This window comes from Streptomyces solicavernae (assembly GCF_029968095.1).
Classification (GTDB): domain Bacteria; phylum Actinomycetota; class Actinomycetes; order Streptomycetales; family Streptomycetaceae; genus Streptomyces; species Streptomyces solicavernae.
Genome location: NZ_JASCIR010000019.1, coordinates 95052 through 118147, shown reverse-complemented (window position 1 = coordinate 118147; position 23096 = coordinate 95052). Strand labels below are relative to the sequence as shown.

The window sequence follows — 23096 nt, the reverse complement described above, 5'->3', positions numbered from 1 at the left end:
GAGTGAACGGCCGTGCCGTGTTTCCGGAACTCGCCCCGGATGAGTGGTTGCCCGCATTCGGGGCTGCCTTGCCGTTGACGCATGCGACACTCTTTCCCGGTGTTCGGTCGGAGTGTTTGTGCGGGGGCTACGCGCTATGGGCGTTGACGGGCGGGACGGGCCACTCTCCGGCGGAGGTGTCGACTCCGGCGGGCTGCCCTCTCGGCAGGTGCCGAGCCAGGGCGGCCCCGCCGACGCCTCGGGTCCCGCGGCCGGCGCCTCGGGTCCCGCGGCCGGCGCCTCGGGTCCCGCGGTCGGCGCGCAGGACGACGGCTCGCTCGCCGACGAACTCCTCTCCGCGGCCGAGGAACCGCTGTCGGACCCGGAGTTGATCGGCCGGATGCGCTCGGGCGACGACTCGGCGTACGAGGAGCTGTACCGCCGCCATGCAGTAGCGGTTCGGCGCTACGCGCGCACGTGCTGCCGGGACGGGCACACCGCGGACGACCTGACGTCCGAGGTGTTCGCCCGCATGCTGCAGGCAGTGCGCGGGGGGTCGGGCCCGGAGCACGCGGTACGCGCGTATCTGCTGACGTCGGTGCGGCGGGTGGCGGCGAGCTGGGCGAAGGCCGGGAAGCGGGAGCAACTCGTCGAGGACTTCGCGGTGTTCGCGGCGCAGGCGTCGCGTTCCGCGGAGGTGTCCGACGACGACACGCTGGACCTCGGCGCCGATGTGATGGCCATGCACGAGGCCGAGCGGTCCATGGTGATGCAGGCCTTCCGCAGCCTCTCCGAGGAGTGGCAGGCCGTCCTGTGGCACACGGAGGTCGAGGACGACCCGCTGAGCGAGGTGGCGCCGCTGTTCGGGCACGCCTCGCCCAACGCGACGGCGCAGCTGGCGAGTCGGGCCCGCGAAGGGCTGAAGCAGGCGTATCTGCAGGCGCATGTGAGCACCGCGCTGGCCTCGGACGACGAGTGCGCGCGCTATGCCGACCGGCTCGGTGCGTACGCGCGGGGGCGGCTGCGCACGCGCGCCGAGCGCGGGCTGCGCAGACACCTGGACGCGTGCGCCAAGTGTCGGCTTGCGGCGGGCCAGATCAAGGAGTTGGCGGGCGGTATCCCGGCGCTCGTGCCGGTCGCGGTCATCGGCTGGTTCGGCGCCGCCGGGTACTCGGTCAAGGCGGGGCTCCTGCTCGGTGGCGGTGCCGCGGGTGCCGCCGGAGCGGGCGCGGCAGCGGCCGCGGGCGGCGCGTCCGGCGGTGCGGCGGGGGGTGCGGCCGGGGGTGCGGTGGCCGAGGGGGTCGGCGCCCCGGCGAAGGCCGGTATCGCGGCGGGTGTCTTCGTGGCGGCCGGGGTCGCGGTGGCGCTCGCCCTCACCGGCAGCGAACCGCAGCCGGAGGCGAAGCCCAAGCCCGCCCCCACCCAGTCCGCCGAGCCGCAGCAGCCCGAGCCCGAACCGGAGCCGGAGTCCCCGGAGCCGCAGCCACCGGCCCCGAAGCCCTCGCCGGAGCCGACCCCCACCCCCACCCCGACGCCGACGCCGACCCCCACCCCGACGCCCACCCCGCCTCCGCCGCCGAAGCCCAGCCCGACAAAGCCCTCCCCGCCCCCGCCGGCGGAGCCGAAGGTGTACCCGGTCAACGAGCTGCAGTACAGCGTCGTCGGCGACGGCACCGAGCCGGAGGTGCGGATGGGCGAGTCCAGCTGGTTCTGGCAGCGCCGCAACCTGAGCATCGGCGGCACGCGGTACGCCCACGGCGTGACCGTGCACGCCCGCTCCTCGGTGACCATCGACCTGAACCGCACCTGCAGCTCGTACGACGCGCTCGTGGGCGTGGACGACATGACGTTCGGGCTCGGCGCGGTGCGGTTCAAGGTGCTGGCCGACGGGGAGCAGCTGTGGAGCTCGCCGGTGCTGCGCGGCGGGGACCCGGCGGTGCCGGTCCATGTCGACCTGGCCGGGCGCAGGACGATGCAGCTGGTCGTCGAGCCGCACACGGAGTTCGGCGCGGTGGCGCTCGCGGACTGGGCGCAGTCACGGATCGCCTGCGAGTGACGGGCACCTGCGGGTAGCCCCCACGGCCTTCTTTCCTCCGCCCCTCACGGCCAAGCGATCCCCAACTCCCGCTCCCCCGCGGAGACTTCCCCCAGCACGTCCTTTGCAGTCAGGGCAGCCCCCGCCGTGCGTTCCCTCGCGTACCGCTGCTCGCCGAGTGCCGTGCGCAGGCCGTCCTCGACGCTGTCCGCCTCGGCCCGCTCGGGCTGTGAGCGGGGCCGGCCGGAGCGCCGGGCCGTGGCGGCCCAGTGGAGGCGGGCCGCGCGGGCCGGGTCGTCGGGGGCGAGGAGGAGGACGGCGACGCTCTCCGTGAGCGTGGCCAGGACGAGCTCGGCGCAGCGCGCCGGCACCGCGCGCCGCAGGCCTTCCGCGAGCAGCGGCAGCCCCGCGCGCGGCGTCGACTCGGCGGCGGTGACGCGGCCGTCCGGATGGGCGATCGCGGCGTCGAACTGCGGGGGCGGCGTGGTGCGTTCGCCCTGGTCGCGGGCGGCCTCGCACTCCTCGCGGGCGCGCACCGCGTCCCCCTCGCCGAGGGCGATCGTCGAGGACAGGGCGCGGACGAAGGCGCGGGCGTCCACCGCGCCGTACCGGTCGGCCTCCGCATCGGCCTCGGCCAGGGCGCCCTCGGCGAGGGGCGTGTCGCCCGAGCGGTACGCGATCTCGCCGAGCCGGGCGATCAGGAACGGCGCCTCGGCGTGCGCCCCCACCTCGTACGCGAGGTGCAGCGCCTCCTCGTACTCGCTCTGCGCCTGCTCGTACCGGCCGCGGGCCATGGCGGCCTCGCCGGCGGCGCTGCACACCTGGGCGCGCATCCAGCGGTCGCCGACCTGGCGGGAGAGGGCGCGCAGTTCGGCGAGGCCGTCGTCGACGGAGCGGGTGGTCCACTTCCCGGACGAGCTCCAGGAAGCGGTTCGTCGTACGGGTGGGCCTCGGTGAGCTCCCGCAGTTCCGGTACGAGGTCGTGGGCGCGGCCCTGGCCCAGTTCGGCCTCGACGCGGGTGCGGGTTGCGTCGAGCCTGCGGGACTCGGGGCGGGCGGCGGCCGTGCGGTCCGGGAGGTCGGCGAGGGCCGGGCCGCGCCACAGGGCGAGGGATTCGCGCAGGAGACGGGAAGCGGTGGCCGGGTCGCCGGCGTGCAGTGCCTCCGTGCCGCGGCGGGCCAGGTGCTCAAAGCGGTGCAGGTCGGCCTCGTCCGGGTCTGCGGTGAGCCGGTAGCCGCCCGGGGACGAGGCGAGGGCCTCCTTGCCGAGGGCGCGGCGCAGGCGGCCCACCAGGGCCAAGGATCCGGGAGACCTCCACTGATCCGGCAGACGTCCCCTGAAGCGCCCGTGCGTAAGAGCTCAGACCCCGCTAGGACTCGAAGCGCTCCCCAACGCCCCCCGCTGCTGCCCGAGCACGCCCTTGTGCGGGGTGATCCCGGAGGGCACCGCACGCGCGCGTGCCGGTGTGCCCGTCCAGCAGGTGCCCCGGCGGGCGAGGAGGCGGCGCAGCCACAGTTCGGTCGAGACGAGTTCGGCGAGGCCGTCGAGGCCGCCCTGTTCCCCGCCGGCCGCCTCCCGCAGGGCCCGTTGCACCACGCGGCCCTCGACCAGACCGGCCTGGGCGAGCAGCGGAGCGGCGAACAGGTCGACCAACTCCTCGACGGCGACCCGCAGTCCGGTGCCGACGGCGGCCGTGGACGAGGCGAGCGTGGGTTCGCCCCAGCCGGTCGGCAGTTCGGTGACTCCGGCGCCCTCCAGGACCGTGCGCAGGATGTCCGCGCGTGCGCCGGGCTGCACCCGGAGTGCTTCGGGGAGCGCCCGGCACGCGCGTACGACCTGGTTGTCGAGGAACGGGGCGTGCAGGCGCTGGAAGCGGACCTCGGCGGCCTGTTCCAGGACGCGCAGGTCGGCGGCGTGCCGGGTGAGGGCGGCCCGCGCGCGCAGTTCGCCGGGGTGCTGGCCGGGGGCGGGTCCTGGGCGGGTCGCCGCCTGCTCCAGGCGAACCGATACTTCAGCGAGCGCTTCGCCGGTCAGCCAGCGCGCGGCGGGACCGGGCCGGGCCCAGGCGAGTGCCGCGAGGGAGGCGCCGACCGCGCCGTCGGGCTCCGCGAACCGGCCCTCCCTGAGGCGCACGGCGGCGTCCTCGATGCCGGAGCGGTACGACGTACGGGCGAGGCGGCGCGCGGCCGCGTACACGCGCGCGGGGACGAGAACCGAGCCCTCCGCCTTGGCCAGCGCCGCGACGGGGCGCACGAGATGGCGTCTGCGCCGGTCCATCAGGAGGTCCGCCAGGCGCGCGGGGTGGGCGTCGAGCACCTGGCGTGCGCCGTGCCCGGTGAAGTGGTCGGCGCTGCCCGAGGAGAGGCGGGCGCGGTGGCGGGCGGCGGTCACCAGGGAGGGGCCCGGCTCGTCGGTGAGCGGCCCGTCCAAGTCGGCGTAGGGCAGGGCTTCTTCGCCGGCCGCGACCACGACGTGATGCAGGCGCGGGTTGGCGGCGATGGCGCCCGCGCGGTGCAGTTCGGCCTCGCTGCCGCCGGTCGTCAGGTCGTTGAAGGTGACGGCGAGGAGCCGCTCGCCCGCGCCGGTGCCGTGTCCGAGTACGGTGCCGGGCAGCCCCGGCAGGCCGGCGGCGAGCAGCGCGAGCGTGCCGGAGGCGGGCCCTCCGGAGAGGTCGGCGCCGATGCCGGGCACGGGCATCCGGGCGCCGCGCCGTTCGGCGGGCCCCATGCCGGGGACGGGCCCCGGGTCGATGTCCGGTACGTGCCGTGGCGCGGCGAGCCGGGTGCGTACGGCCTCGACCAGGGCGTCGCGGACGCCGTCCACCGCACGCGCGCCGTCCATCTGCGGGGCGGCCACGGCGAGCGAGGCGACCGGTTCGTACCCGGCGATCTCGCGGGCGCCGTCGCGCAGGATCAGGGCGTGGCCGGGCGGGATGCGGCTCACGCCGAGGTAGGGCGTGGAGTCGTGCAGGGCCTCGGGGACGTCGGGGCAGGCGAGCAGGGCGGCGAGGTGGCCGATGTCGAGGTGGGCCTCGATGAGGTCGGCGAGCGGCAGGGCGGCGGTGGCGTAGGCCGTGCCGCCCGCCCAGGGGGTGTGGAAGACGGGGCGTGCGCCCGCGAGGTCGCCGGCGACGGTGATGCGGCGGCCGACCTGGACGACGGCGGTGTAGCTGCCGGGCCAGGCCGTGAGGTGGCGCAGGGCGCCGCCGCGGGCCGCGAACAGGCCGACGCGCAGCTGTTCGTCGCTGGCGCCGCAGGTGCCGAGCACGGCGATCCTGGTGCGGTCGTCGGCCTTGACCACGCGGACCTCGTCGGGGCGCCAGTCGCCGACCGCCCACAGCGGGTCCGGGTCGCCCCACAGGAGCTGGGAGCCCACGGGGTGCACGGTCTCGCCGCCGGCGGCGCCGTCGTGGGCATCCGGGGCCATGGCCGGGCCCGTCCTCGCGGTGGTACTGCTCCACCCCACCAACCACCGCATCGCCGCCTCCACAGGCTGTGAACAACCGAGACCGAAGAACGGCAGGAGAACTGCCGGGAACTCGGGTCCATGCTGCCACGAAGACGGCGTACGAGAGGGGGAACGGGAGCGTACGGGCATGCCTCAATGCGCCCCCGGATTCGGACACTTGAGACATCTCAGGGACGTACGGCGGGCATCGATATTTGGCCAATTCGGTGACCGTGCGGACGGCACCACGACGGGACGGGGGCTCGGGCACGCGCGCGTGGGGCACGGAATCACGCAGTCCGGGAGGTGCTCTCACCTCCCGGACCGTTCCGCCGCCCGCGGGGATGAAGGCGGCGGCTTCCCCCAGCCCACTGGATCGTGTGCGCAGCGGGCCGACCCACGCACCGCCCATGAAAGCGCTCCCCGCGCGTGTCCGAGAAGAGCGCACGCGCAGGCGCACGGCCACACACCCGGAGCACGGCACCCACGACCCGTACTCCTGTACAGACAACAATCTCGCCATCCGGAACCGTGCCCCTTAACGCTTGGAATGCGGGGAACTACGCTGGGTTTACGAATGCCGCGTGGTTATGCCAAAGCCGGTCATGCCACAGCCGCGGCAGCCGTCTGTGTCGAGGGGTGGCGCATGTCCAGGGAGCAACGCGGGCCGAACGAAAAGCTCGGCGCGGTTCTCGCCCTCGCGGGAATCAGCAACGCCGGCCTCGCGCGCCGGGTCAACGACCTCGGCGCACAACGGGGGTTGACGCTTCGCTACGACAAGACCTCGGTGGCCCGCTGGGTCTCCAAGGGCATGGTGCCGCAGGGCGCAGCACCGCATCTGATCGCCGCGGCCATCGGCCAGAAGCTCGGCCGCCCGGTGCCGCTGCACGAGATCGGCCTCGCCGACGCGGACCCCGCGCCCGAAGTGGGCCTCGCCTTCCCGCGCGACGTCGGCGCGGCGGTGAAGTCCGCGACGGAGCTGTACCGCCTGGACCTCGCGGGCCGCCGGGCCGGCGGTGGCGGGATCTGGCAGTCCCTGGCGGGCTCCTTCGCGGTGAGCGCGTACGCGACCCCGGCGTCCCGCTGGCTGATAACCCCCGCCGACAGCTCCGTGGAGCGCTCCCCGGAGAGCGCCGCCGCGGCCGTCACGGCCGCGGCCGCGGGCGAGACGCTGCAGCGCGTCGGCCACAGCGACGTGCACAAGCTGCGCGAGGCCGCCGAGGACGCGCGCCGCTGGGACTCCAAGTACGGCGGCGGTGACTGGCGTTCGTCGATGGTCCCGGAGTGCCTGCGGGTCGAGGCGGCCCCGCTCCTTCTCGGCTCGTACTCCGACGAAGTCGGCCGCGCCCTGTTCGGCGCGACGGCCGAACTCACCCGTCTCGCCGGGTGGATGGCCTTCGACACGGGCCAGCAGGAGGCCGCCCAGCGGTACTACATCCAGGCGTTACGCCTCGCCCGCGCGGCGGCCGACGTCCCCCTCGGGGGGTACGTCCTGGCGTCGATGTCCCTCCAGGCCACCTACCGCGGCTTCGGCGACGAGGGCGTGGACCTCGCCCAGGCCGCCATCGAGCGCAACCGCGGCCTCGCCACCGCCCGCACCATGAGCTTCTTCCGCCTCATCGAGGCGCGGGCACACGCGCGTGCGGGCGACGCGCACGCCGCCGGGGCCGCCCTGAAGGCCGCGGAGGGCTGGCTGGAGCGCGCGCGGGACGGCGACAACGACCCGCAGTGGCTCGGCTTCTACTCGTACGACCGCTTCGCCGCCGACGCCGCCGAGTGCTACCGCGACCTGAAGGCGCCGCGCCAGGTGCGCCGCTTCACCGAGCAGGCGCTGTCCCGGCCGACCGAGGAGTTCGTCCGCTCGCACGGGCTGCGGCTGGTGGTGAGCGCGGTCGCCGAGCTGGAGTCGGGCAACCTGGACGCGGCGTGCGCCCAGGGCCTGCGCGCCGTCGAAGTGGCCGGACGCATCTCCTCCGCCCGCACCACGGAGTACGTACGCGACCTGCTGCACCGCCTGGAGGCGCACGGCGACGAGCCACGCGTCGCGGAGCTGCGGGAACGGGCGCGGCCGCTGCTCGTCGCCCCGGCGTGAACCCTTGAGCCCCGCGCACCCCCTTGTCACCCCGGCGGCTTGTCACTCCGGCGGCAGTCCATGATCCTTTCGGGTTTGAAGGCATTGTCAGTGGCGCAGTGCACTATCGGACCTGGGAGGTGGAGCGCATGACGTACGACTGCGACGTGCTGGTGATCGGCGGCGGGATCGTCGGCCTGTCCACGGCGTACGCACTGACGCGCACCCGTCCGGGCACCCGCGTCACGGTCCTGGAGAAGGAGCCGGGCCCGGCACGGCACCAGACGGGCCGCAACAGCGGAGTGATCCACAGCGGGATCTACTACGCCCCGGGCTCGCTCAAGGCGCGGTACGCGGTCCGCGGCGCCGCGGAAATGGTCAAATTCTGCACGGAGTACGACATTCCGCATGCCGTCACCGGCAAGCTGATCGTCGCCACCGACCGCGCGGAGCTGCCCCGCCTGCACGCGCTCGTGCAGCGCGGCCGGGAGAACGGCATCCCGGTCAGGGAGCTGGGCCCGGCCCAGATAGCGGAGTTCGAGCCGCAGGTCAGCGGCATCGCGGGCATCCACGTCGGCACGACGGGCGTGTGCGACTTCACGGCCGTCGCCGCCCGGCTCGCCCAGGCCTCGGGCGCCGAGGTGCGGTACGGCGCGGAGGTCACCGTGATCGACCGCCGCCCGGAGCGAGGCGTCGCGGTGCGCACGGCGGACGGTGCGGTGCTGCGCGCCCGTGCCCTGGTCAACTGCGCGGGCCTGCACTGCGACCGAGTGGCCCGGCTCGCGGGCGACGACCCGGGCATGCGGATCGTGCCGTTCCGCGGTGAGTACTACGACCTGGCCAGACCCGAGCTGGTCCGCGGCCTGGTCTATCCGGTGCCCTACCCGGCCTTCCCGTTCCTCGGCGTGCACCTCACGCGCGGGGTCGACGGCGGCGTGCACATCGGCCCCAACGCCGTCCCGGCCCTCGCCCGCGAGGGGTACGACTGGTCGGTGCTGAGCCCCCGCGACCTCGCCGAGACCCTGGCCTGGCCCGGCAGCCGCCACATTGCCCGCAGACACTGGCGGTACGGAGCGGGCGAGCTGCAGCGCTCCCTGTCCAGGCGCGCCTTCACGGAGGCGGTGCGCAGGCTCCTTCCCGCCGTCACGGAGGACGACCTGCGCCCCGCGAAGGCCGGGGTGCGCGCGCAGGCGGTGCTGCGCGACGGCACGCTGGTCGACGACTTCCTGATCCGCGAGGCCCCGCGCACGGTCCACGTACTGAACGCCCCGTCCCCGGCGGCGACGGCGTCCCTGCCGATCGGGCGGGAGGTGGCCCGGCGGGTGCTGGCTGCGCTGGACGCGGCGTAGGACCCGCCCTCCCCTCCCGCGTCTCCCCGTAAAATTGCCCTTACTGTGTCTGATTTCCACGCGCCCGAAGCCCCCGAAGCTTCCGAAGCCCCCGCCGCTCCCGCCGCTCCCGACGCTCCCGACGCTCCCGAAGCCGAACCCATGACGTCCGACATCGCGGCCGCCGCCGCCCCGACGACGCCCGCCGCCGAGCAGCAGCAGCCCGTCGACGCGTACCGCCGCACCCGGCCGAAGGGCGAGCCCCGCTTCCCGGACGGGCCCGCGCCCGACCCGGCGGGCTCGCACCACGAGCGCCGGATCCGCAGCTTCCAGCCGCGCCGCAGCCGGGTCACCACCAGCCAGGCCGAGTATCTGCAGCGGCTGTGGCCCCAGTGGGGCCTGGACATCGACGGGCGCGGCAAGCTCGACCTGGACGCGATGTTCGGCGGCCTGCCCGTCGTCCTGGAGATCGGCTTCGGCATGGGCGAGGCCACCGCGCAGATGGCCGGCGAGGACCCGGACACCGGCATCCTCGCGGTCGACGTGCACACCCCCGGCATGGGCAACCTCCTCGGCCTCGCCGAGCGCGGCGGCATGACCAACGTCCGCGTGGCCAACGGCGACGCGATCATCCTGCTCCGCGAGATGCTGCCCCCGGCCTCGCTCGACGGGCTGCGCGTCTACTTCCCCGACCCCTGGCCGAAGAAGCGCCACCACAAGCGCCGCCTGATCCAGCCGGAGTTCCTCACGCTGGCCGCGGACGCCCTGAAGCCGGGTGCGCTGGTGCACTGCGCGACGGACTGGGAGGAGTACGCGGAGCAGATGCTGGACGTGCTCACCGCGCACCCCGCATACACCAACACCCAGGCCGACGGCGGCTACGCCCCGCGCCCCGCCTACCGCCCCCTGACCCGCTTCGAGGGCCAGGGCCTGAACAAGGGGCATGTGGTCCACGACCTGCTGTTCCGCCGTACGGCGGGGTGAGCGGTCGTACGGGGCCGTTCCTGCACCGTCGGCCGCGGCGCCGTCGATCGCCCTGCGGGCTCGTCCTCAGGCGCCGGAGAGGCTGATTTTCCTTCCCCACCCCCTTCTTGTTTCTCTTCCCACCCCGCCGCTTCCCAGTTGGCGCCCGAAAGACCGCCGTCGGCTGCGGGGCTCCGCCCCCAACCCCCTGATCGTTGTTCGGCCGGCGCGCCGTCGTGGCTGGGCGCGCAGTTCCCCGCGCCCACCAGCGGGGCCCCGGCTTCACCGGCACCGTCGCGCCCGCCGCATCCCCTCGTTATCGTCAACCGCGTGACCCTCGCACCCCCGCCCCAAGACCCGCCCCCCGTACCTCCCTGGTGGCGGCGGCGTCCGGTCAGGGCGTGGGCGCTCGGCACGCTGCTCGCGCTCTCCGGCCTGGTGATCCTCGGCCTGGTCAGGGAACAGACCGGAACCGAGGGCTTTCTGGTCGGCCTCGGCCTGGCCACGCTGCCCGTGCCGCTGCTGACCGCCGCGTTCCGCTGGCTGGACCGGGTCGAACCGGGCCCCTGGCGGAACCTGATATTCGCCTTCGCCTGGGGCGCCTGCGCGGCCGCGCTGATAGCGATCGTGGCGAACTCCTTCGCGACCCGCTGGATAGCCACGGCCACCGCCGACCCCGCGAGCGCCGACACCCTCGGCGCGACCGTCATAGCGCCCGTCGTCGAGGAGTGCGCCAAGGCCGCCGCCGTACTGCTCGTCTTCCTGTTCCGCAGACGGGAGTTCACCGGCATCGTGGACGGGGTGGTGATAGCCGGGGTCACCGCGACCGGCTTCGCGTTCACCGAGAACGTCCTCTATCTGGGCAACGCCTACGGCACCGACGAGGACAGCGGCATCACCGGCCTCGCCCTCGACTCGGTCACCGCCGCGACCTTCTTCGTCCGCATCGTGATGTCGCCCTTCGCGCACCCGCTGTTCACGGTGCTGACCGGCATCGGCTTCGGCGTCGCCGCCCGCGCCGCGCACCGCCAGCGCGTCCGCCGCGTGCTGCTCCCCGTTCTGGGCCTCGGCCTCGCGATGGGCATGCACGCCCTGTGGAACAGCTCGGCGGTCTTCGGCCCGTTCGGCTTCCTCGCCGTGTACGCCGGGTTCATGGTCCCCGCGTTCGCGCTCCTGACCTGGCTCACCGTCTGGACCCGCCAGCGCGAGCTGCGCACCGTCCGCACCGAACTCCCGGTCTACGCCGCGGCCGGTTGGATCGGCCCGTACGAGGCGTACGCACTCTCCTCGATGCGGGCCCGCCGCATCGCCCGCGACCGCGCCGCGCACCTCGGCGGCCCGCCCGCAGCCCGGACCGTCGCGCAGTACGAGGCGTACGCGACGTCCCTGGCGTTCCTGCGGCACCGCGGGCGGGGCGGCCGGGCGGGAGCGGAGTACGTCGCCCGGGAGCGGGAGCTGCTCGACGCGCTCTGGCGGCGCCGCGAGACCGCCCGCCCGGCCCTGGAGTACGCGGCCCGCGTCACCGCCCCGCCGGCCCCGGCACCCCGCCCGTACCCGTACCCCTACCCATACCCGTACGCGTACGGGCCCCCGCGGGGACCGCACCTCACCTACGTCCCGCGCCAGGCCCCCGGGCCGTACGCACCCCAACCCGTCTACGCACCCCAACCCGTCTACGCACCCCAACCCGTCTACGCACCCCAACCGGTCCACGCACCCCAACCGGCCGGCAACCCGTACCGCTCAGGCTGAGGCGGCCGTCAGCTCGGCCACCTCCGCGTCCGTGAGCCGGAGTTCGGCGACCGCGAGCAGGGCGGGCAGCTGCTCGACCGTACGGGCCGAGGCGATCGGCGCGACCACGGTCGGCCGGGCGGCGAGCCAGGCGAGGGCGACGGTGGCGAGCTCGGCGCCGTGCGCGGCCGCCACCCGGTCCAGGGCGTCGAGGACCCGGACGCCGCGCTCGGTGTCCAGGTGCCCGCCCGCGCTCTGCGCCCGCACGCTGTCCACCGTGGCGCCGGGCCGGTACTTGCCGGTGAGGAAGCCGGAGGCCAGCGCGTAGTACGGCACGGCGGCGAGGCCGGTGCGGGAGGCGACCTCCTGGAGCGGGCCCTCGTACGTGTCGCGGGAGACGAGGTTGTAGTGCGGCTGCAGCGCGACGTACCGCGTGAGGCCCTCGCGCTCGGCGAAGTCGAGGGACTCGGTCAGGCGCTCGGGCGAGATGTTGGAGGCGGCGACGGCGCGCACGGTGCCGGCGCGGACCAGCTCGTCGAGGGCGGTGACGATGTCCTCGACCGGGACGGCCGGGTCGTCGAAGTGCGTGTAGTACAGGTCGATGTAGTCCGTGCGGAGGCGGCGCAGGGAGTCCTCGACGCCCCGCTTGACGGTGTTCGGCGCGAGGCCCTTGGCGCTGTCGAGGGCGCCGACCTTGGTGGCGACGACGACGTCCTCGCGGTTGCCGCGGGCCGCGAGCCAGTTGCCGATGATGGTCTCGGACTCGCCGCCGCTGTTGCCCGGGACCCAGGCCGAGTACACGTCGGCGGTGTCGATGAAGTTGCCGCCCGCCTCGGTGTAGGCGTCGAGAACGGCGAAGGACTGGTCCGTGTCGGCGCTCCAGCCGAAGACGTTGCCGCCGAGGGCGAGCGGGAAGACCGAGAGGCCGGACGAGCCGAGGTGGCGCAGAGAAGTCATGGGAACGTCAACAGCCGCCGCCGACGGGCGTATTCCGGTACGGACGTACGGACGTACTGACGTACTGACGTACCCGGAAGAACCCGTGCGGCGACGGCTGTGGAGTGGGGTGGGGTGGGGTGGCTCAGAGGCTGACGCCCTTGTCGCGCAGCCACGCCGCCGGGTCCATCAGGTCGCCGCCCGGCGTCTTCACCTCGAAGTGCAGGTGCGGACCGGTGGAGTTTCCGGTGGAGCCGACCCGTCCGATGACGTCGCCGGTGGTGACCTTCTGGCCGACGCTGACGCTCATCGACGACTGGTGGTTGTACGCGAGCTCCGTGCCGTCCTCCAGCTCGATGACCGTGCGGTAGCCGTAACTGCCGGACCAGCCGGCCTCCTTGACGGTGCCGGAGTGGATCGACTTGATCGGCGTGCCGGTGGGCGCGGCGAAGTCCAGGCCCGTGTGGTAGCCGGAGGCCCACATCGAACCGGCCTGCCCGTACGTGGTGCTGATCGTGTACGAGGCCAGCGGGTTGACGAAGCTGCGGGCGAGCTTGGCGAGGCGCTCGGCCTCGGCCTTCCGCTTCGCCTCCTCCTCGGCCTTGCGCTTGGCCTCGGCGGCCTGCCGCTCGGCCTCGGTCTGCTGCCTCTCGGCCTCTTCGGCGGCGGCCTTCGCGGCGGCGTCGGCGGCGGCGGCCTGCTCGGCGGCCGCGGCCTCGTCCTGCTTGGACGCGGCCTGCTGCATGATGCGCGAGCGCAGCGCCTCACCGGCTCCGGCGGAGGCGGCCTGCTGCTCGCCGTCGAGCTGGGCGACGGGCGCGCCGCCCGCGGCGGTGGCCTGGGTGACGCCGGAGAAGTCGTCCCCGGAATCGTCCGAGCCGGAGTCGTCGGAGATCAGCGAGCCGATGCCGGGCAGGGACTCGGCGTCCGGCAGGGAATCGGTGACGCCGGAGAGGTCGGGCAGCGATATCGGTACCGGCGGACGGTCCTTGGCGGTCGCGATGCCACCGGCGCCGACCGCGGCGATGACGCCGACGCCGAGCACGGTGGAGCTGCGCGCGAATCCGCCGCGCTGCTTGCCGACACGGTGCCGGCCGCGGACGGGACGAACGGACTCCTCGGTGGGATTCCACTCTTCCCAGGGCCCGTCGTCGTGCCCGAACGCCTGGTCGCCGTCCGGGAAGTACGCGGGCTCATGGCCGGTCGCGCCTCGGCTAGTCGGGGTCGCCACTGGGGCGCACTCCTTTCCTTCCTTCTCGCCTACCGGGTTAGCTGACGGGTTCGGAACAGGAAGGTTTCCTACGGACGAAGAACGTCCGATTCACCCCAATTTGGTGGTTCCCCGGCTCCCTTGCGGGATTAAGCGTGTGAGCACGGAGCCGACTCTTGTGACGGCTGGGACGACCGCGCTGCGTTATCGAACGTTAATAGACGGCGGCACCGGATTCCAAGCCGTTCCGACGGATCGTTCATGACCATGGCCAAGGCTTTTCCGGACACGAGGGGGCGGAACCGGGCGAGTTGACTCCTCGTCGTACACCTCTCACGGCCCTTCGTTTTCTGACGTTGCGTCATTTGTTATGCGGAGGGCGGTGCTTCACTCACGGAGGGTGAGGGCAGGGTGAGGATCTTCTCCCCTCCTCCGGCTCCCCCGCGGCGGGCCGCCGTACGGCGAGCAGCGCCATGTCGTCCGTCATGGCGCCGCCGGTGTGCGCCCGCACCTCCTCGGCCACCGTGGCGAGCAGCGCGTCCGGCGCCGCGAACACCCGGCCGCTGAGCCGGGCCGCGGGATCGTAGAACTCCCCCGCCTCGTCCCGCGCCTCGGAGAGCCCGTCGGTGTAGAACAGCAGCGTCGCACCGCCCGGAAACAGGCACTCGCCCGCGCGGTCCGGCCACATCCCCAGGTCGCCCATGCCGAGCGGCAGCGCGGGCTCCTCCGCGGCGAGCATGCTCAGCCGCCCGCCGACGGACAGCAGCAGCGGCTCCGGATGGCCCCGGTTGATGAACCGTACGACCTCGCCCCCGTGCGGCATCTCGGCCAGAACCGCCGTCGTGAACCCCTCGAAGGCGTCGAGCCCCGTGCGCCGGGTGCCCTCACGCGCGAGTGCCCGCTCCAGGCGCTGCGCGACCGCCTCCAGGGTCGTCTCGTGCTCGGCCGCCTCGCGGAACGCGCCGATCACCACCGCCACGGCCTCCACCGCCCCGAGCCCCTTGCCGCGCACGTCGCCCACGATCAGCCGTACGCCGTGCGGAGTGTCCTGCACCGCGTACAGGTCGCCGCCGATGAACGCGTCCGCCTGCGCCGCCTCGTACCGCGCCGCCACCTGCAGCCCGCCGATCCGCGAGGCCGGTTCGGGCAGCACGGCGCGCTGGGCGGCCTCGGCGATCTCACGCGCGGAGGCGAGTTTCTCGCCGCGCTGGCGTACGACGACGTTGATGAGCACGGCGAGCGCGGACACCGTGATCACGTTGATCAGTTCGGTCAGCTCCTGCGGCCGGCCCATCGTCCCGTAGTACAGCTGCATCATCACCACGGAGGCGGACGCGGCGAGCCCCGTGAGCACCGTGCCGAGCAGCCCGAAGAACGGCGCGGCCACCAGCGGCGCCGCCGAGAACAGCGGGGCGGCGGTGAACCTCGGCGGCGTGAGCAGGGCGGAGACAAGACCGATCAGGATGAGCAGCGTCGGCAGGCTGCGGACGAACGCGTGGGCGTGCGCGTGCGTGACCGGCCGATCCGGCCCCGGCCCCGGCCCCGGCCCTTCGAGGGGAGGCTTGCGGCGACCGCCCCGCCGCGCCCCGCGCGCCCCGCGTGCCCCTCGGGCTCCTCGCACTCCTCGCTGCCCCACCGGTCGTCTCCTGCCCCGTCCGCAGTGTCGGCGGACACTGCCGCTTCCCGTCCAGGGTTTCCGCCCCGGCCCCGGCGGGCGACTCCTTGTCGACCGTACGAGTTACCGGGCCGACGGAAACCGGGTGGCACGAGAGGTCACCGGGATGGCGTACACTTGTGTTCACCGACGCGGGGTGGAGCAGCTCGGTAGCTCGCTGGGCTCATAACCCAGAGGTCGCAGGTTCAAATCCTGTCCCCGCTACTGAAACATCAGGCCCGGCACATTCCGATGTGCCGGGCCTGATGCATGTGCGCTGCGCGTTACGGGTCTGCGTACGGGCGCCCCACGTGCTGCTCATCGCCTACGGTGCCGCCGCCGTCATCGTGGAGGCAAGCGCCGAGCGGTTGGACCTGCCGCCCGGTGATGCCGGGTGATCAACTCTCCCGTTCGCGCAGGTCAGCGGCCACGTGCTCCCCCACCCCGTGTTGGTCTCTGTGCGTATGACGGGCCCAAGCGTCGCGCATGAAGTGTGTCGGACATCGCTCCCTGCACAAGGGCGCGGCCGAACCTGCGGCGGGTCCCCGCCTTATGCCACTCTGTGGCCGAGCCGGGGGCCGGCTTCCGTTCTGCACGAGGAGAGATCGCGGGTGGATCGCACCGCATGGACCGAACTCCCGCCCGCAGCCCGAGAGTCCGTCGAGAAGCACACCGGGCCAGTGGATCACGCGGATACCGCAGACAAGGGCGTCATGTCCCGGCTCGCCTGCACCCTGCACTCGCACTCAGGGCGCGTGTTCCTCAAGGGAACGCGCCTCAACGACGCGGAGGCATGGATGTACGACTACGAAGCGCGGGTCACGCGGTGTGCGCCACGTGCTCCCCGCGTGCTCTGGCAGGTAGAGGCGGGCGGGTGGCTGCTCGTCGGATACGAGTTCCTCAGCGCCCGGCACCCCGGCCTCGCCCCCGGATCAGCCGATCTCGCCTCGCTCGTCGACACGCTCACCGCGATGTCGGCTGCCCCGTGGCCCGGAGATGTCCGTAAGAAGCCGCTGCACGTGCGGTGGGCCGGGTTCTTCCCAGACGGCCACACGCACCACCTCGAAGGCGCGGCTCTTGCGCATACGGACGTGTCGTCCCTGAACATGATCGCCGCCACTGACGGAATTCGCCTGTTGGATTGGGCGCTTGCCTGTCCCGCCCCGGATTGGACCGACACGGCTTTCGCGGTCGTACGGCTCGTCGCTGCCGGTCACACCCTGGAGCAGGCCGAAGAGATCGCCCGCCGGGTTCCTGCCTACCGAGCCGCGACGCCCGCGGCCCTGACCACGTTCGCCGACACGGTGTGCGCCGTGTGGGAAAGCCGAGCGAAGGTGGACCCGCTGCCGCACCGTGCGCCGCTGATCGCTGCCGCTCGCGATTGGGCCGCATATCGAGCCTTCGCCACAGCATGACCACGGCCCCGCCGGTGGGCGGGGCCGTGGGCTGCTCGGGTCTTGGCGCTCTGCTGCGGGGAGCGCGCCCGCCTGCTGGTCGGCGAGGCGTGCGGCAATGGCTGTACGGAATCCGTTACTGCTGTCGGACCGACAGAGACTGCGGCGGGTACGGCTGCACGACCTGCGCCACGGCCAGGCATCACTCATGCTCGCGGCCGGTGTCGAAATGGCCACCGTGTCCAAGCGGCTCGGCCACTCCGGAATCGCGATCACATCCGACACGTACTCACATCTGCTGGGCGGGGTCGGCCGGGACGCCGCAGACAGGGCCTCGTCGCTCGTGCCCCGGCGGCGCAACGGGCAGGCGCAGCCCGCGCCCAACGAGAGCGAGATCGAAGACCAAGGTTCCCAATCCGTTCCCCGCGAGGTTAACTCGGCGCCGACCGTGGCGAGTCCGGAAAACACAGAACCCCCGTCTGACCAGGTCAGCGGGGGTTCCGCCCCCGAAGGGGTCGGTAGGCCGTGTGGGACTCGAACCCACAACCAATGGATCTTAAAAAGTCGTGGAGGGGGTCGTCCGGGGGTTCCGGGCTGTCTTTCGCTGTCCGGGAGCACCAGGTCAGAGAGGGTGCCGCATGCCCCGTGATCCGGACGGTGACGCGCTCTGGTGGCACGTCCGCTCACGCATCGCTCACGCAGAGAGCCCGCCCGACCAGGCGTCTGGCGTGTACGCGGCGCAGATCTGGCTACGCCTGCTCTGCCAAATCTCTACGACTCGTCACCTCGGTGAGCCTGCTCCCACGCCCTGAGAACGGCGGCAGGGATGCGTCCGCGCTGCGGGACCTCGTAGCCGTTCGCACGGCCCCACTCCCGGATCTCGTTGGTATCGACAGACGTTCGGGCAGGAGGCGGCAGCGGAGGTGAGTTCCCCGCACTAGGCGGGGACGGCACGAAACGCGGCGCCGGTTCAAGGAGTCCACGAGGGAACTGGGGTACCGCAGTCTCGCCACTCAGTACGGACACGAGGAACCCGGTGACGGTTCCGTCGTAGGTGAACCATCGGGGACCACGGGCTTCGTTGACCGCGATGCGCCAGTTGTCGGGGGCATCTTGCGGTTCGGTGATCCAGAAGAGGTATTCACCGTTGTCAGTAACACCCATGGTGAACAGGTGCCGAGGGTCATACGGAACAGGGTAGGTGCCCTGGTCGTAGTCGCTCTGCAACTGGGAACGGATCCTAGCGGGCATCGGGCCGGCGAGGTCGACGTACTGGGTGTTGCCGTGGGGGTGGTACAGCTGGAGGTAGTCGGCGAAGCGTCCCGGTCCGTAGGCGCTTGCGAGTTCCTTGTAGTCATCGGGAAGCTGCATGCCAAGTTGCGCCTCGACTGTCGGCCAGTCGACCGATCGAGGCGCAATGGTTGGCGGAGGGCAGAGTCGGGCCAGAGCGTCAAAGACAGTCACGAGATTCCTAGGCGGCGTCGTTCCTGTTGTGCAGCGTGATCAAGGTTAGGGAAATGCTTTTCGAGTTCGAATCCTTTATTGCCGACCGCTTCCATTTGGACCCAGGAGGGGACCGAGTCCTTCCGGTCGTCGGCATATTCTAGATAGACGCTGTATTGAACAATTTCCCCCTTTGGGTCAGCCACAGCCTTGTATATTTCATCCTCATAGCCTCGCATTACTGGGCTGTTCGTGGGGTTCTGCGTAAGGGTTACCAAGTTGTCGAGCGTGTCGCCCGAGCCTCCCAGCCTGTTAGCCAACAGGTGTCCGCGTGCCTGATTGTGGTCGGTGCCGTGGACGAAGCCGGGTGGCCGCAGATTCTTGTCCGCGTCGGTGCCCTCGTCGAGCATGTCGCGGGTGATGGTGGCATGCATTTCGTACGGTCGGCCGTGCTCGTCCCGGACGAAGACGACACGGCCACCCCAGGTGGGGTCGTCCTCGCAGCCCGCGAGCCCGAGCGGGTCGGCCAGGGTGAATGGGTTGGGGACGTAGGAGTAATGGTTGACGGCGGGGGCCAGCCCCAAGGGGTCGGGCGAGGTATAGCGGCCGAGGTCAGGGTCGTAGTAACGGTTGAAGTTGTAGTGGAGGCCGGTTTCGGGATCGAAGTACTGTCCCGGGTAACGCAGCGGGGTGTATGCGGTCGAATCACGGTGTGACTGCATCGCGCCCCAGACGGTGTTGCGACCGCGCCAGGCAGTTGTGCCGTCTGGGCTGATGAGGTTGCTGGGGGCTCCGGAGAGATCGCTGACGATGGCGAAAAACCGCCGGTCGATCTCTTCCTGAGCTGCGTCGGTCTTGGTCTCACGCTGGGCCAGGGGCTGTAGGCCCATGTAGTCCCATACAAGGCTGACGCCGTTGCTCTGCTGCTCAGCCAGTTGTCCGCCGTCCCAGCAGTACGTGGTGGATTCCTGGACGATGCCGTCTGAATCCAGGCGCTGCTTGGCGATCCGACGGCCGAGGGCGTCGTATAGGTAGCGCCAGTGCCCGTCGCCGGGAGTGTGGACATAGGTGAGGCGGTCTTCGGCGTCCCACATGAAGGTCCATATGAGTGTCTTGCCACTGAGTGTCGTGGTGCGGCGCTCGATGAGGCGGCCCTGCGCGTCGTACTGGTAACCCGTGCGGCCTGCCCGTGTGATGCGGCTACCGATGTAGTTGCGCTCTCCGGCGGTGTCCTGGCCAGGAGCCCCAAGGGGAAGGGTGGTGTGAGTCTGATCGCCGCCGGCGCTGTAGGCGTAGCGCTCGTTCCAGTTGTTCGCGGTGACAGCAGTGATCCGGCTCCCTTCGTCGACGGTGTAGGTACTCCGGCCAGCGCGGCTGTCGTCTACGGTGTGCGGCGTGCCATCAGGGTGGTAGGAGAACGAGCGCTCCAGCAGGGTCTCGCTCGGACTGGCGACAGACTGGTGGACGAGTCGGCCGACGGGATCCCAGCCTTGGTGCAGGGCGAGGCTGTCATCGAGGCTACGGCTGGTTTCGCGGCCCAGCGCGTCGAATTCGAAGTGGAAGGTGTGCTCGCCGACTGCGTAGGCACTCAGACCGACCTCGTCGTAGGTGAGCGTGCTGGTCGCACCCGAGGGGGTACGGCGGTATGTACGGCGCCCCAGCGCGTCGTAGGCGCGGGTCAGAGTGCGGCCGTTGACGCTCTCGGCGACGACGCGCCCCATCCGGTCACGTTCCAGGTCGATGCGGGCGTGAGCGTTGGCGATATGGACGGCGCGGCCAGCGGCATCGTAGGTGAACGTGGAGGCAGCGCCGTCGTCGTGACGCAGGCGCACAACCCGGCCCAGGACGTCGCGTTCGTATGTCAAAGTCTGCCCGGCAGCGTTGGTGCGGCGGGTCAAGCGTCCGAGCGCATCGTGTTTGTAGGCCAAGGTGCGCCCGTCGAAGTCCGTCTCGGATATCAAGCGGCCGGCCGCGTCGTAGTGGTACTGCCACTCCAGTCCCTGAGCGTTGGTGACCTTGGTCAGGCGCAGTTCGGTGTCGTGTGTGAAGCGGTATTCACCGCCGTCGCTGGTGTGGGTGGCGGCGCGCCGGTCGAAGTGGGTGGCGGTGTGCATGCTCGTGAGCCCGGTGCGGTCCGTGTGACTGAGCAGGTTGCCTTCGCCGTCCCACGTCCATTCCTCGCGGGTACCGTCGGGAAGTTCACGCCAGGCGGGCTTGCCTTCAACGGTCCAGCTCTGGCGAACCGTTTCGCCCAGGGCGTCGGTGGCCACAGCCATGCGCCCGAAAGCGTCGCGAGTGAAGGTGGTGCAGGCTCCGTCGGGTGCCGTGATCTGCAGAGGCAGCCCAGCGCCATTGTTCCGGATGTGTGTCACGGCACCAGCAGCGTTGATGATGGCGGTCACGTGACCGTACTCGTCGAACTCGTACTGCGTGCGTGTGCCGTCGGGACCGGTGGTGGAGGTCTGGTTTCCTCTGTCGTCGTAATCGAAGCGGAGCTGAAGGCCATCCCGTTCGGTGATGACCACAGGCAGATTGAAGTCGTTGAACTCCGCGGTGGTGCGCACACCGTCGACGGCGATCAGGCCAGTCAGATTGCCGTGTTCATCGCGCTCGAAGCGGGTGACGTTGCCCAACGCGTCCGTCTGTTCAAGGAGCCGCCCTCGGTCGTCGTACGCGAAGTGGGTGGTGTGCCCGACCGGATCGGTCTCGGCGACCGTTTGTAGCCGCTGGTCCAAGTGATAGGTGGTGGTGGCACCAGTGGAGTCGGTGTAGCGGGTGACCCGACGCTCTGTGTCGTAGGCGAATGTCGATGACAGGTAACCATCGGGTCCAATGGTCTGAACTGTCCGGCCCGAACTGTCATATACGTAACGGAAGGTGGAGTCGTTACGGTCAGTCCAGGAGACAAGCTGTCCCTCTGCGTCGTAGGCGAACGTCAGGGCCTCTCCGGAGGAGTTAGTCACCCCGGAGAGGTTTCCTCCTGCGTCGTAGGAGTAGGCCATCACACGCACCGCGTCCTGGTCCTCTTCTGGCGTACGCAGTGCCACCTCTCGGATGCGACCGAGATGCCTATCGCCCGCTATGGAGATGTCGTAGCCGCCGCTGTGGGTGATTGAGAGCGGCATGCCGGATGCATCGCGGTGGAAGTCGATCTGGTTTCCGTTGCGGTCCTCAATCGCAGTGAGCCACAGTTTCCACCCGTCGGCAGATGGCCGCGAGAAGTAGCGGGTCAGGCCAGACTGCGGCTCCGTGACCGCCAACTCGATTTCCTGCGCTCCGTGTGGACTGATCCGGCGCAGCGGTATGCGAGGGCCTTCGAGCGGCAGGACCTCAGGCTGTTGAAGGGTCGGAAGCTGGTCGTAAACCAGGAGGGAGCCGTCCTCGCGGGCCCATACGGCCTTGTTGCGGATGTCGACCTCAACCCGCTCGTCCAGCGTCGAGGCCCAGGATCGGCCGAACCACGTGCCGAAGGTGTAATCCGAGAGATGGGTGCGCTTGAGGAGCAGCGGCAGGACTCCGGGCAGGCTGAGATCGGTGTGGGGAAGCACCATCTGCCCGGTGGCCACGTCGACCGGGTCGTTCTTGCATTTACGCATGTTGAGCGGGATGCCGTGCCTGCGCGGATCGTTCAGAGCCTTGTTCAGCAGGTCTGGCTTGGTTCCAGCCGCTCCGTCATTCCCACGGGTCGACGGCGAGTTCGGCCCGCCCTTACCGTCTTGGTCGCCCATGATCTTGCGGAGGGCGTCGTCGTTGGCCTTCTCGTTCTCCTTGTGCCTCTGGGAGGTGTCGCGCATGTTCTTCGGCATGAGTTCGCTGTTGTGCCGGATGACCGCGACCAGAGTCTTCCTCATGCCCTTCACGCCACCGTCGACCAAGGGGTCGATGCCTTGGGTGAAGGCGTCCTTGCCCTTGGTGCGGCTGTTGGCACCGTCAGCACGGTCCAGGGAACCGTTGAGGCGGGTCAGCGAGGTCTCACTGATGCGGCCCAGGTCGCCGGCAGCCTTCTCGTATTCGACGTGGTCGATGCGCATCCGGCCTGCACCGCCCCCGCCGCCAGGGCCCCCTCCGGCGGGGCCGTTGGCGGAGTTGAGGTTCATCCCCGATGCGCCCTTGCCGTCACCGCCGTCGCCGGTGCCGGGGCTGAAAGCCTCGGTGGTCAGCTCCAGGACCGCGTCAGCGACCATGTCCTCCAGCTTCGCGGCGACCGGCTCGGTCACCATCGCGATGACCTGCTCGACGATCTGCTCCGCAGCCTCCTTGACGATCCGCCGTATCGCCTCACGCATCGCCGTGATCTGCGCAGCACCCAGAAACGCGGACAAGCCACCGGTAGCGACGATCAGGCTGATCGCAAGACCCGCGGACGCCGCCATGGCAGCAAGTTCGAGCTCGGCCTTGACCTTCATGCCATAGATCAGGTCCGCGACGACATCCATCGCGTCCGCGAACATCCGGGCAACTTCAGGCAGTTGCTCCAGATGCGAGGACTTCACCTTGCCCCAGTGCTCCTGCATGGCATCCACCGCCCAGCCCTCGCTGGACGACAGCAGACGACTCACCGCACCGTGCGCCTCACCCGCGTGGTCGTCGAAGGCATCCGCGAGCTCACGCATCGCGTCGGCCATCTCGCGGTAGTCGTCCTCATCCACGTTCGGCCAGTTGATCCCGACGAAGTCGAGAAGCGTGTCCACCCAGCCGGGCAGGACGTAGCCCATCCCCGTATCCCCTTCCCCCGTACGCCAGTTACAGCTTCGCGCCTGCGTACCCAACAACACTTGTGCGAATCTGCACCGTAACCGACGGGACTGACTGCGCCTCAGGGGCCAGGCCCCGCTCCTGCAGATATGGCGTGAACCTGCCGACCCTTGGGGCGTCGCGGCAAGCCTGCCCAGGATGGATGCGGC

At 71.3% G+C, this 23096-nt stretch carries 15 protein-coding genes, 1 tRNA gene, 1 pseudogene and 1 riboswitch; of the genes and pseudogenes, 9 read left to right on the top strand and 8 right to left on the bottom strand.

Annotated features, from left to right (window positions below; all coding sequences use genetic code 11):
- Positions 1-136 precede the first annotated feature (136 nt).
- The gene (locus QIS99_RS21570; protein ID WP_282515204.1) at positions 137-2035 is read left to right on the top strand and encodes a sigma-70 family RNA polymerase sigma factor; all 1899 of its coding nucleotides are present in this window, start codon (positions 137-139) and stop codon (positions 2033-2035) included.
- 44 nt (positions 2036-2079) lie between these two features.
- On the opposite strand, the gene QIS99_RS21565 is transcribed toward QIS99_RS21570, so the two are convergent.
- The 3 genes and pseudogenes from QIS99_RS21565 to QIS99_RS21555 form a co-directional block, all read right to left on the bottom strand.
- Positions 2080-2847, bottom strand: a complete 768-nt coding sequence (locus tag QIS99_RS21565; RefSeq protein ID WP_282515217.1) for a hypothetical protein — start codon at positions 2845-2847, stop codon at positions 2080-2082.
- Between the two features lie 104 nt (positions 2848-2951).
- Positions 2952-3305: pseudogene (locus QIS99_RS21560) on the bottom strand (AfsR/SARP family transcriptional regulator); the annotation flags it as partial.
- A gap of 69 nt (positions 3306-3374) precedes the next feature.
- Positions 3375-5492 carry an asparagine synthase-related protein gene (locus QIS99_RS21555; protein WP_282515203.1) on the bottom strand — a complete coding sequence of 706 codons (2118 nt, stop codon included), beginning with the start codon at positions 5490-5492 and terminating at the stop codon, positions 3375-3377.
- A 616-nt stretch (positions 5493-6108) separates the two neighbouring features.
- On the opposite strand from QIS99_RS21555, the gene QIS99_RS21550 reads away from it, so the two are divergent.
- The 4 genes from QIS99_RS21550 (at position 6109) to QIS99_RS21535 (ending at position 11576) form a co-directional block, all read left to right on the top strand.
- Positions 6109-7554 carry an MFS transporter gene (locus QIS99_RS21550; protein WP_282515202.1) on the top strand — a complete coding sequence of 482 codons (1446 nt, stop codon included), beginning with the start codon at positions 6109-6111 and terminating at the stop codon, positions 7552-7554.
- A gap of 128 nt (positions 7555-7682) precedes the next feature.
- Positions 7683-8882, top strand: coding sequence for an L-2-hydroxyglutarate oxidase (gene lhgO / locus QIS99_RS21545; RefSeq protein ID WP_282515201.1), 1200 nt, complete (start codon positions 7683-7685; stop codon positions 8880-8882).
- 141 nt (positions 8883-9023) lie between these two features.
- A complete protein-coding gene (gene trmB / locus QIS99_RS21540; RefSeq protein ID WP_282515200.1) occupies positions 9024-9845 on the top strand; it encodes a tRNA (guanosine(46)-N7)-methyltransferase TrmB in 822 nt (273 codons plus the stop codon).
- 309 nt (positions 9846-10154) lie between these two features.
- On the top strand, positions 10155-11576 hold the full coding sequence (locus tag QIS99_RS21535) for a PrsW family glutamic-type intramembrane protease (protein WP_282515199.1): 1422 nt from the start codon (positions 10155-10157) through the stop codon (positions 11574-11576).
- Here the strand turns inward: QIS99_RS21535 and QIS99_RS21530 are convergent.
- The 3 genes from QIS99_RS21530 to QIS99_RS21520 all read right to left on the bottom strand — a co-directional run bounded on the left by QIS99_RS21530 (position 11568) and on the right by QIS99_RS21520 (position 15337).
- Complete coding sequence (locus QIS99_RS21530) at positions 11568-12512, bottom strand: aldo/keto reductase (RefSeq protein ID WP_282515198.1); 945 nt, start codon at positions 12510-12512, stop codon at positions 11568-11570. The two genes, QIS99_RS21535 and QIS99_RS21530, sit on opposite strands and share 9 nt — an antisense overlap.
- Positions 12513-12636: 124 nt before the next feature.
- Positions 12637-13722 carry a M23 family metallopeptidase gene (locus tag QIS99_RS21525; protein WP_282515197.1) on the bottom strand — a complete coding sequence of 362 codons (1086 nt, stop codon included), beginning with the start codon at positions 13720-13722 and terminating at the stop codon, positions 12637-12639.
- A gap of 11 nt (positions 13723-13733) precedes the next feature.
- Positions 13734-13867: riboswitch (cyclic di-AMP (ydaO/yuaA leader) on the bottom strand.
- Between the two features lie 225 nt (positions 13868-14092).
- Positions 14093-15337, bottom strand: coding sequence for a PP2C family protein-serine/threonine phosphatase (locus QIS99_RS21520; protein WP_282515196.1), 1245 nt, complete (start codon positions 15335-15337; stop codon positions 14093-14095).
- Between the two features lie 169 nt (positions 15338-15506).
- Between QIS99_RS21520 and QIS99_RS21515 the strand changes: the two genes are divergently transcribed.
- The 4 genes from QIS99_RS21515 (at position 15507) to QIS99_RS32370 (ending at position 17398) form a co-directional block, all read left to right on the top strand.
- Positions 15507-15580: transfer RNA gene (locus tag QIS99_RS21515), tRNA-Met, on the top strand.
- Between the two features lie 41 nt (positions 15581-15621).
- A complete protein-coding gene (locus QIS99_RS21510; protein WP_282515195.1) occupies positions 15622-15753 on the top strand; it encodes a hypothetical protein in 132 nt (43 codons plus the stop codon).
- A 213-nt stretch (positions 15754-15966) separates the two neighbouring features.
- The gene (locus QIS99_RS21505) at positions 15967-16770 is read left to right on the top strand and encodes a hypothetical protein (protein WP_282515194.1); all 804 of its coding nucleotides are present in this window, start codon (positions 15967-15969) and stop codon (positions 16768-16770) included.
- Between the two features lie 97 nt (positions 16771-16867).
- Positions 16868-17398 (top strand): tyrosine-type recombinase/integrase, encoded by a 531-nt coding sequence (locus QIS99_RS32370; RefSeq protein WP_408909597.1) that lies wholly within the window; start codon positions 16868-16870, stop codon positions 17396-17398.
- A 122-nt stretch (positions 17399-17520) separates the two neighbouring features.
- Here the strand turns inward: QIS99_RS32370 and QIS99_RS21500 are convergent, their stop codons facing one another.
- Together QIS99_RS21500 and QIS99_RS21495 are read right to left on the bottom strand one after the other, a co-directional pair.
- Positions 17521-18120: an Lsr2 family DNA-binding protein gene (locus QIS99_RS21500; protein WP_282515193.1), complete on the bottom strand. Its 600-nt coding sequence runs from the start codon at positions 18118-18120 to the stop codon at positions 17521-17523.
- An 89-nt stretch (positions 18121-18209) separates the two neighbouring features.
- Positions 18210-22907, bottom strand: a complete 4698-nt coding sequence (locus QIS99_RS21495) for an RHS repeat-associated core domain-containing protein (RefSeq protein WP_282515192.1) — start codon at positions 22905-22907, stop codon at positions 18210-18212.
- Positions 22908-23096: the final 189 nt, after the last annotated feature.

Excerpts from the sequence above, each read along its gene's own strand:
- trmB (WP_282515200.1), top strand. The coding sequence starts at position 9,024 with ATGACGTCCGACATCGCGGCCGCCGCCGCCCCGACGACGCCCGCCGCC.
- QIS99_RS21530 (WP_282515198.1), bottom strand. The coding sequence starts at position 12,512 with ATGACTTCTCTGCGCCACCTCGGCTCGTCCGGCCTCTCGGTCTTCCCG.
- QIS99_RS21550 (WP_282515202.1), top strand. The coding sequence starts at position 6,109 with ATGTCCAGGGAGCAACGCGGGCCGAACGAAAAGCTCGGCGCGGTTCTC.
- QIS99_RS21565 (WP_282515217.1), bottom strand. The coding sequence starts at position 2,847 with ATGCGCGCCCAGGTGTGCAGCGCCGCCGGCGAGGCCGCCATGGCCCGC.
- QIS99_RS21495 (WP_282515192.1), bottom strand. The coding sequence starts at position 22,907 with ATGGGCTACGTCCTGCCCGGCTGGGTGGACACGCTTCTCGACTTCGTC.
- QIS99_RS21510 (WP_282515195.1), top strand. The coding sequence starts at position 15,622 with ATGCATGTGCGCTGCGCGTTACGGGTCTGCGTACGGGCGCCCCACGTG.
- QIS99_RS32370 (WP_408909597.1), top strand. The coding sequence starts at position 16,868 with ATGGCTGTACGGAATCCGTTACTGCTGTCGGACCGACAGAGACTGCGG.
- QIS99_RS21500 (WP_282515193.1), bottom strand. The coding sequence starts at position 18,120 with ATGCAGCTTCCCGATGACTACAAGGAACTCGCAAGCGCCTACGGACCG.
- QIS99_RS21570 (WP_282515204.1), top strand. The coding sequence starts at position 137 with ATGGGCGTTGACGGGCGGGACGGGCCACTCTCCGGCGGAGGTGTCGAC.
- QIS99_RS21555 (WP_282515203.1), bottom strand. The coding sequence starts at position 5,492 with ATGCGGTGGTTGGTGGGGTGGAGCAGTACCACCGCGAGGACGGGCCCG.
- lhgO (WP_282515201.1), top strand. The coding sequence starts at position 7,683 with ATGACGTACGACTGCGACGTGCTGGTGATCGGCGGCGGGATCGTCGGC.